7 protein-coding genes are annotated in these 6677 nt (G+C 52.7%); 1 reads left to right on the forward strand and 6 read right to left on the reverse strand.

Features of this window, described 5'->3' with window-relative positions:
* Positions 1 to 17: 17 nt before the first annotated feature.
* The gene (locus DX909_RS17440; protein WP_229311088.1) at positions 18 to 3386 is read left to right on the forward strand and encodes a VCBS repeat-containing protein; all 3369 of its coding nucleotides are present in this window, start codon (positions 18 to 20) and stop codon (positions 3384 to 3386) included.
* Here the strand turns inward: DX909_RS17440 and DX909_RS17445 are convergent.
* The 6 genes from DX909_RS17445 to DX909_RS17470 all read right to left on the reverse strand — a co-directional run.
* Positions 3310 to 3549, reverse strand: a complete 240-nt coding sequence (locus DX909_RS17445) for a hypothetical protein (RefSeq protein ID WP_128546469.1) — start codon at positions 3547 to 3549, stop codon at positions 3310 to 3312. The two genes, DX909_RS17440 and DX909_RS17445, sit on opposite strands and share 77 nt — an antisense overlap.
* 162 nt (positions 3550 to 3711) lie before the next feature.
* A complete protein-coding gene (locus DX909_RS17450) occupies positions 3712 to 4188 on the reverse strand; it encodes a hypothetical protein (protein WP_128546470.1) in 477 nt (158 codons plus the stop codon).
* Positions 4189 to 4234: 46 nt separating this feature from the next.
* Positions 4235 to 4678 (reverse strand): hypothetical protein, encoded by a 444-nt coding sequence (locus tag DX909_RS17455; protein ID WP_164851319.1) that lies wholly within the window; start codon positions 4676 to 4678, stop codon positions 4235 to 4237.
* 580 nt (positions 4679 to 5258) lie between these two features.
* Positions 5259 to 5666: a hypothetical protein gene (locus DX909_RS17460; RefSeq protein WP_128546472.1), complete on the reverse strand. Its 408-nt coding sequence runs from the start codon at positions 5664 to 5666 to the stop codon at positions 5259 to 5261.
* 116 nt (positions 5667 to 5782) lie between these two features.
* Positions 5783 to 6256, reverse strand: coding sequence for a hypothetical protein (locus tag DX909_RS17465; protein ID WP_128546473.1), 474 nt, complete (start codon positions 6254 to 6256; stop codon positions 5783 to 5785).
* Positions 6257 to 6273: 17 nt separating this feature from the next.
* A partial coding sequence (locus tag DX909_RS17470; RefSeq protein ID WP_128546474.1) for a hypothetical protein occupies positions 6274 to 6677 on the reverse strand: 404 nt, incomplete at its 5' end.

The raw sequence follows: 6677 nt of genomic DNA on the forward strand, positions 1-6677 counted from the left end.
CAAACAATACGCGTCCAATGAACCAGATGATGTCCTGGAAATTCATAAAAAAACCGCTGCTGCTCAGCGGGTTCCTGGTGCTCCTGTCGGTGGCTTCCTGCCGGCGGTCGGATACGCTGTTTGAAAAGCTCGACGCGTCGGAAACCAATATTACCTTCAGTAACAAACTGGAGGAGTCGCCCGACTTCAACGTCCTGAAATACGGCTATTTCTACAACGGGGGCGGGGTGGCCGCCGGCGACTTCAACAACGACGGGCTGATCGATCTGTATTTTACCGGTAATATTTCGCCCAACCGGCTATATCTGAACAAAGGCGATTTCGAGTTTGAGGACATCACCGAAAAAGCGGGCGTGGCGGCCGCCGACGGCTGGAATACCGGCGTCAGCCTCGTCGACATCAACGCCGACGGCTGGCTCGATATCTACGTCTGCCGCTCGGCGGCCGCCGAAACCCGCCTGCGCCGAAACCGCCTGTTCATCAACAACAAAAACCTGACCTTCACGGAGAAAGCCGCCGAATACGGCCTCGACGACCCGGCCTATACGACCCAGGCGGCTTTTTTCGATTACGATAAAGACGGCGATCTGGACTGTTTTCTGTTGAACCACTCCGTGCAGCAGTACGCCGGTTTCAGCCGCGCCATCGCCGACTACCGCAGCCAGCAGAACCCGGAATACGCCAGCAAGCTGTACCGGAACGACAACGGCCGCTTTACGGACGTCAGCCCATCCGCCGGTTTCGTTTCCAACGTCCTGAGTTTCGGGCTGGGCGTGGCCGTCAGCGACTTCAACAACGACGGCTGGCCGGACCTCTACGTCTCCAACGACTATAACGAAAACGACTACCTTTACCTGAACCGCCACGACGGCACGTTCCGCGAAGCCGTCCGCGACGCCACCGGCCACGTGTCGCTCTACTCGATGGGCTCGGATGCCGCCGACATCAACAACGACGGCCGCATCGACCTCATCACGCTCGACATGCTCCCCGAAACCAACGAGCGCATCAAGCTGACCTCGGGCGACGACAACTACGACAAATACCGTATGCTGCTGAACTCCGGTTTTCACGACCAGACCATGCGCAACATGCTCCAGGTGAATACCGGTACGGCCCCGGACGGCACCCCGATGTTCAGCGAGATCGGGCAATTGGCGGGCGTCTCCAACACCGACTGGAGCTGGGCGGCCCTGTTCGCCGACGTGGACAACGACGGCTGGAAAGACCTGTTCGTCACCAACGGCTACGCCCGCGACTACACGAACATGGAGTTTCTGAAGTACACCATGGACGAGCAGATCAGCGCCCGGCAGACCGGAAAACAGCCCGACCCGATGGAGGTGATCGCCAAAATGCCGTCCATCGACGAGCCGAATTACCTGCTCCGGAATAAGGACGGCCTGACGTTCGAGAACAAGGCCGCCGACTGGGGGCTGGGCGAGAAATCGCAGTCGAACGGGGCGGTATATGCCGATCTCGACAACGACGGCGACCTCGATCTGGTGGTCAACAAGGTCAACGAGGAAGCGGGCGTATACCGGAACCATGCCGCCGAGCAGGAGAAAATCGGCTTTCTGACGGTGAAGCTGACCGCTCCGCAGCCGGCCCGGCTCATCGGCAGCCGGGTGTGGGTGTATGCCGGAGGGCGCATGCAGGTGCAGGAGTTCGTGCCGGTGCGCGGCTTTCAGTCGTCGATCTATGGGCCCCTGCACTTCGGACTGGGAGCCGCCGGACGGGCCGACTCGGTGCGCGTGGTCTGGGCCGACGGCCGCAGCCGGACGTTTCGGAACGTTGCCGCCCGCACCACGCTGGAAGCCCGTTACGAACAAGCCGCGCAACGCTTTGTCTGGCCCGAACCGGAGGCTCCCGTTCTTACGGTGGTGCCGCAGTCGGGCTGGGCGCACACGCCGGCCGATACCAATGATTTCAAACGACAGATTCTGCTGCCGTACCAATATTCCTACAGCGGTCCGAAACTGGCTTCGGGCGACGTCGACGGCGACGGGCGGACGGATGTATACGTCTGCGGGCCGAAGAACCAGCCCGGTACGCTCTGGCTTCAGCAGGCCGACGGTTTCCTCCGGAGGCAGGCGGTTCCGGCCTTCGAGGCCGACCGGGCGGGCCAGGACGAAGCCGCTACCTTCCTGGATGCCGACCGCGACGGCCATCTGGACCTCTATGTGGTCAGTGGCGGGTATCTGTTCAGCGAAAACGACCTGCTGCTTCAGGACCGGCTCTATCGGGGCGACGGAAAGGGGCATTTCGTGAAGATGGCCGGCGCGGTGCCGAAGGAGACGGCGGCCGGCTCGTGTGTGGTGCCGCTCGATGTGGACGGCGACGGCGATCAGGACCTGTTTGTCGGTACCCGGTTCGTTCCCGGTAAATATCCGCTTTCGGCGCCCAGCCGGCTGCTGAAGAACGACGGAAAAGGCCGGTTTACGGAAGCCGCGGAAGCCCTTTCGCTGACCGGCATGGTTTGCGACGCCCGCCCGGCCGACCTCGACCGCGACGGCCGGACCGACCTGGTGCTGGTGGGCGAGTGGATGCCGGTGACCGTTCTGATGAACCGGAACGGCCGCCTGACCGACCAGTCGGCGCAGTGGCTTCCGGCGGGCACCGACGGCTGGTGGAACTGCCTGACCGCGGCCGATTTCGACGGCGACGGGGATACGGATTTCGTGGCCGGGAACTACGGGCGGAACACCCAGATGCAGGCTTCCGAGAAGCAGCCTGTGACGCTGCAATACAAGGATTTCGACGGCAACGGCCAGATCGACCCCTTCCTGTCGTATTTCGTCAAAGGCAAAAGCTACCCATACGCAAGCCGGGATGAGGCTCTGAGTCAGGTCAATGCGCTCCGGGGCCGCTTCACCGATTATACCAAATACGCGAATGCCTCGATGAGCGAATTGTTTACTGAAGACGAACGGAAAGACGCCCGGCAGCTCGACGCCCGCTGGCTGAACACGACTTACTGGGAAAACAAAGACAACCGCTTCGTGCCGCATCCGCTGCCGCCGGAAGCCCAGTTTGCGCCCGTGTTCGCCCTGGAGCCGTTCGATTTCGACGGCGACGGCGACCTGGATCTGCTGGCGGGCGGAAATCTGTCGCATGCGCGCGTGCGGGTCGGCCGGTCCGACGCGTCCTATCTGCCGGTTTTCGAGAACGTAAAAGGAGCGTTCCGGTTCCGGGCCAATGCGGGAGTGCGGGGCGACGTACGCGGTCTGGCGCGGCTGAACGATTCGGAGGTGGCGGCCGGCGTCAACGGCGCTCCCCTGCTGGTATTGAAACGGGCGGCTCCGGGGCCTATGGCCGCTCGCCCAGCGTCAGCAGCACGAACGAGCAGCCGGCCACCAGCAGCGCCGACCAGAGGGTCAGGCTAACCCACAGCGTTTCGGCCGGTTGTCCGCTGGCCCAGAGCCAGACGACGGCCAGGGTAATTCCCAGAAAGAGAAAACCGGTAAGCATAGGAATCAGCACGGCATTCCGGTCGGCCGGACTGGTGCTTCTCAGGGAGTTGGATAGCAGATTGGCAAGGCGTTCCATGGATTTTCACGATCGGTGTGGATGTAAACAACCCTGCAAAACTACCGGAGCGACGGTCGCCGGCCGTGAAACGAAAACGCTTTCCGACAAAAACGGGCGGCTTCCCGCTCAAACCGCAGGAGAGAGCGATGATTGAGCGAACGGTCATGGGGGCTTCAGAAATTAAATCTTTCCAAAGATTCTCTTAGTGATCTGCCACCGGTCATTCTTTTTGGTACCGATAAAATCGGCTGCGGTGCCTGATCCGCGGAAGATAAGGACGATTTTAACTTCCCCGTTGGGAAGCCTCCGGAATATGGCTATTTCCCCATAAAATCTTCCAGGCGTTGGGTAGAATGTAGGGTTATGCAGTGTAGAGTCGTAGTCGACTATCTGGACCTGCGTGCCCTTATAGAAGAGTATGTAATCCGACTTTAGATACTCATTGCTCACCAGTTTCATCTTTTTGCCGGAATAAGCTAAGTGAAAAATCGAATCGAGCTGCGGGTCTTCCAAAGCGGTTTGCATAACTGCAATGGTATCGCTCCTTGAGAAAGCATCCTCATTGTGTCGTGACTTTTTCTGGCAGGAACAGAACCAGCAGAACAGGCTGGAAAGTAAAACCACATAAAGATAAAGCCTCTTCCAAAAAAGAATCATCAGCGCATTGTTTAGAAGTTTGTCGCTCCGGTAGAAAATTTATGCTTTAGGTACTATAAAAATGATAGTAGAAAATCTTCCAGCTTCTGACATCATCCTTACTTAATTTATAGACGCAAAGGAGACCGATCGCTTTGAAATAGACTACTCCTTCAACTTCACTTGCGGATTTAAATACCAGCTTGGTGACCCTCATGAAGAATTTCGGATCATACCACCGCCTTAATTCATCATTTGTGGAGTCAACTTCTACAAATAGAACTGGCTTATTATTTTTTATGAGTGGCAAATTGGAAGTAATTATTGAGTCTTTAACGATCTTAAGCTGCCTGCCTTTAAAAGCGAAACTTAATAAGGAGTCAAGAGGCCGGTGGTCAAGAATGGCCTGAAGGATAAATGTTGTATCCTGTTTGGTAAAAACGGCAATGGGATTTTTATCTGTCCGGCTGATTTTTCGTTCCTGCCGACAGGCAGAAAGAGACAAAAACATACAGAATGATAACGACAATGTCGTAAAGTGTCTATTCCAGTTTGACATGAGGGCAAATGTCCTTATTCATAATCTGCCAGGAGTCATCTCCTTTCCTTTCCAGAGTATATTGTGCTAATAAACCTATTTCTCTAAAAACAATGGTTACCCTGACCTGGTGGTTTGTCATGAGTTTAAACCAATCAAAACGAGCATAGAACTTCGGCTTATTCCAGATAATCAGGTCATCGTTTGTTGAGTCGACTGAGGTAAAAATGACAGGCTTGCCGTACTTTTCTAAGGGATATTCATTATTCACGAATTCAGTCTTTAAGACTCTTAAAGACTGATCTATGAATACCAACCTGAGAATCGAATCTAACTGAGGCTCATCAATCACCGTTTGAATGATTAGAGTCGTATCCGTTCGGGATAATCCAGTTTTCTGTGTTTGATCCGTTTGCTCACTTTGGTGGCAGTTGAAGAGTAGTTGTGTGATTGTTGTAAAGCTCAGTATGAAGTAGAGGGTATCTGTAACCCTTTTAACCGGAGCCTTAAAATCTATACACGTGGAAGTAGGTGACTTGCCAGTTATCATCGCTTATTTTTTTACTTTGGAATCGCACAACACACCAACGCTGTTAAACTGAAGACTTACCCGGACTTCATTATTGGGAAGGTTTTCATATCTCCCAATTTCAAGCTCGAATTTCGGTTTGTTCCAGATGGGCTGAGCTGCCGAAGAGGTATCGATAGCAGTATATTGAACCGGTTGCCTGTTCATATGCAGGACATAATCTGAATGAATAACGCCATTGCGAAGAATTTTTAATGATTGACCTTTGAAGGCGAACTTATCGTTCACCAATGAGTCTACGTGCCTGGAAGACAGCAACGTTTGAAGCACGGCTACCGTATCTGCCCGGGCCGTCAGCCCGGTAGATTTCTGCTTTCGACAGTTCCAAAAAGCAAGTGCTATTGTAAAAAGCAACAGGGTCAAACGGTTCATTACTTATCAGAAGGGTCTAAAGCAGCACATAGAATTGTCTGACGGATAAGGGAAGGTTTCGACTGGATTGTCTGCAACAATTGACCCTCGCCATACGGCTGGGGGTGAACTGATGGTTAAATTTTGCCAAAAGATCGGCTTTTAACCTTCCAGCGGCCATCGCTTTCAACCATTATAAAATCTACCGTCTGACTTATACTTCTGAATAGAAGATAGATAATGATTTCTTTGTTGGAAACCTTTTTAAAGAAGGTTACACTTCCATAAAATTTCGGAGGTGTAGGAAAAGAGGTAGGGTTATATAGTGTAGAGTCATAATCGACTATGAGAACTTGCCGCCCTTTGTAAATAATTTCATAATCTGGTTTAATTATTTTATTACTCACCAGTTTCATCGCCTTACCTGGGTAAGCCAAGCGGAATATTGAATCTAAAGCTGGATCATCAAGGGCTGTTTGTATGACCTGGATGGTATCTTCTTTTGAAAAAGATTCATTGGTTTTTTGTCCTTCTTGTCGACATGCAAATCCCAAGGGAAGGGAAATTCCGCTAAAGATTAAGCTTAGTGCTTTTAAGGTTAGCTTTTTCATTTCTCAGGATTAGCTTTTCAATTTTGCATAAAGTCATAATAGTACTGGCCAGCATTTCCTTTCCCAATAACCACTCTAAATGCTTGCTTTTCAAATTGTTCACCAAATTCTATTAAGTATTCATTAATGTTATTCGTATAAGTGCCATAATGCACAAACTCATGAAGTAGGACTACGGAAAGTAAGAAGGCTGTTGCCTGTTTTGTACTTTTTAGATTAGCCTGCTCAAGGCCACGCACAAAAGCAACTTCTATTTCTACTGCCGTTTCTGGCACACCTGGACACCGACAATGTCCATAAATTTTTGGGCCTCGACTACTCCTCAAGTCCATAATCTTTACAGTCGGCCCCTTCCCAAACTTGAGCAGTTCCCTGATCTTGGCCGGTGAGAAACCCGACCATTTCACCAGGGCATCCATCA

The organism is Larkinella soli (genome assembly GCF_003703975.1).
In the GTDB taxonomy this organism is placed as follows: domain Bacteria; phylum Bacteroidota; class Bacteroidia; order Cytophagales; family Spirosomataceae; genus Larkinella; species Larkinella soli.